Raw genomic sequence first — 2,203 nt, 5'->3', positions numbered from 1 at the left:
TGTCCGGACCGGTTCACCCACGGGTGTCAAGCCGGCGTCGGGTACAGCGGGCCTGTCGTTGAAGACCGAGGGAACCGCGCCGGTCAAGGACGTATCCCTGTCGGTCATACCGCGTCTGGGTAGTGGCAAGGAAGGTCCGCCCGGGGGCAGCTCTTGCTGGATGGTGGTAGGCGCCGCCGGCAGCCAGTCGCTGTATCTGCCTTATCCCTGCGGTCGCCAGTCCTGGCGGCAGCTCCAGTGACCCCTGTGCGAGGATCCACATCCATGCAGTCTTTCCGTGCGCCTCATCGCTCAGCGGGCTTTACGTTGATCGAATTGATGATCGTGGTGATCGTCATCGGCATCCTGGCGGCCATCGCCATTCCTTCGTACCAGCAGTACGTACTTCGATCACATCGTGCAGTAGCCAAAGCGGACCTGGCCGAGTACGCGCAACGTGCGGAGCGCTATCACTCCAGCAACAATTCCTACTCGGGCTACACCCTGCCCAGCAAGGTCTCGCCACGCGAGGGCGGGGCGACGCGATACGACCTGAGTTACAAGGGCGATGGTTCCACGTTCACGATCACGGCGTCTCCTTCGGGTACGCAGGTCAAGGACAGCTGCGGCAAGCTGACCCTCGACCAGGCCAACCGGAAGACCTCGGGAGGAGCGGTTTCCGATTGTTGGTAGTGGGTGTTGATCTTCCAGGATTCGACCAGTACAATGCGCCTCCCCGCCCGAATAGCTCAGCCGGTTAGAGCACTTGACTGTTAATCAGGGGGTCGTTGGTTCGAGTCCAACTTCGGGCGCCAGATACTGCAGAAGCCGCGAGAAATCGCGGCTTTTTGCTTTTCTTTGCTCTGTTCAGCACGGCAGATCGCGGTTGCTGCGTTCACTGCGGGTACGCCCGCCATTGTTGACCACCAGCTTGCCGTGCAGGTGTCTGCCAGCGCAGATGCGCAGGGTCAGATTGGCGCCGGGGCTTCGCCCATCCGCCTGGAAAAACAGGAGCGGCCGTCCGCTGCTGGCGTGTGCCAGGATCGAGACATCGTCGCGGCCACGGTGATGGGCCAGGATGGCTTCCGGCGTTGCTGGTGAGCCCCGCCGCAGGCCACTGCGATAGATGATCCAGCCGGCACTCCAGTCGTCCGTGCACTGATGCCCGTCTTCGCTGGCGCACACGCCGATCAGTTCACGCCGGATCAGCGCTTGGCTGCGCGCGCTGGAGAGACTGGCATGCAGCGTCAGCTGCAGTGCGTCGGCGCGGTGGCGCAGCAGTGTTGACTGCAGCGTCGGCCATCCTGCCGCCAGCAACACGGAAAGGACGGCAATAATCGTCACCAGTTCAATCAGTTGCATGCCAAGGGCGGGGCCGGGGACAGGGGGGCGTTTCAAGGGCGGGGTCATGGAGCGAGCGTCGCCCCTTTCAATGGGGGGCGCCATCGGGCATCCCCCTGCCGGTCTCCCCGGCTTCCCCTCAGCCGACCGTCACCGGACGCCCCCTATACTTACCTTCCCCGAGACCTGGCAACACCATGAGCGACAGTTTTCAACTTGTCTCGCCGTATTCGCCGGCGGGAGACCAGCCCGATGCCATCGCCAAGCTGACCAGTAATTTCGAGGCCGGCGTCGCCAAGCAGACCCTGCTGGGCGTCACCGGCTCGGGCAAGACCTACACCATCGCCAACGTCATCCAGCAGGTGCAGAAGCCGACGCTGATCATGGCGCCGAACAAGACCCTGGCAGCGCAGCTGTACGGTGAGTTCAAGGCGTTCTTCCCGCACAACGCGGTGGAGTACTTCGTCAGCTATTACGATTACTACCAGCCGGAAGCCTACGTGCCGTCGTCGGACACCTTCATCGAGAAGGACAGTTCGATCAACGAACACATCGAACAGATGCGGCTGGCGGCGACCAAGACCCTGCTGTCACGACCGGATGCGATCGTGGTGGCGACCGTGTCGGCCATCTACGGCCTGGGTGCGCCGGAAGACTACCTGTCGCTGCGCCTGATCCTGTCCAAGGGCGAGCGCATCGACCAGCGCGACCTGATCAATCACCTGACCCAGCTGCAGTACACGCGCAACGAATACGAGCTGCAGCGCGGTACCTTCCGCGTGCGCGGTGAAGTGATCGACGTGTTCCCGGCGGAGTCGGACAGTGAGGCCCTGCGCATCGAACTGTTCGATGGCGAGGTGGAAAAGATCACGATGTTCGATCC

4 protein-coding genes and 1 tRNA gene are annotated in these 2,203 nt (G+C 62.7%); 4 read left to right on the top strand and 1 reads right to left on the bottom strand.

Features of this window, described 5'->3' with window-relative positions:
- The 3 genes from AC1VAN_RS19400 to AC1VAN_RS19390 form a co-directional block, all read left to right on the top strand.
- The coding region (locus AC1VAN_RS19400; RefSeq protein WP_480986498.1) for a hypothetical protein at positions 1–241 on the top strand (241 nt) is incomplete at its 5' end.
- A gap of 23 nt (positions 242–264) precedes the next feature.
- Complete coding sequence (locus AC1VAN_RS19395; protein WP_032975712.1) at positions 265–672, top strand: type IV pilin protein; 408 nt, start codon at positions 265–267, stop codon at positions 670–672.
- Positions 673–717: 45 nt separating this feature from the next.
- A tRNA-Asn gene (locus AC1VAN_RS19390) sits at positions 718–794 on the top strand.
- Between the two features lie 52 nt (positions 795–846).
- Here the strand turns inward: AC1VAN_RS19390 and AC1VAN_RS19385 are convergent.
- Positions 847–1,341 (bottom strand): GspH/FimT family pseudopilin, encoded by a 495-nt coding sequence (locus AC1VAN_RS19385; protein ID WP_032975713.1) that lies wholly within the window; start codon positions 1,339–1,341, stop codon positions 847–849.
- A gap of 176 nt (positions 1,342–1,517) precedes the next feature.
- Between AC1VAN_RS19385 and AC1VAN_RS19380 the strand changes: the two genes are divergently transcribed.
- The coding region (locus AC1VAN_RS19380) for a DEAD/DEAH box helicase family protein (RefSeq protein ID WP_480986497.1) at positions 1,518–2,203 on the top strand (686 nt) is incomplete at its 3' end.

This window comes from Stenotrophomonas sp. 05L44_2 (assembly GCF_056665995.1).
This window is presented reverse-complemented; position numbering and strand designations above follow the sequence as displayed.

Coding starts and splice junctions, on each gene's coding strand:
- AC1VAN_RS19395 (WP_032975712.1), top strand. CDS start 265: ATGCAGTCTTTCCGTGCGCCTCATCGCTCAGCGGGCTTTACGTTGATC.
- AC1VAN_RS19385 (WP_032975713.1), bottom strand. CDS start 1,341: ATGCAACTGATTGAACTGGTGACGATTATTGCCGTCCTTTCCGTGTTG.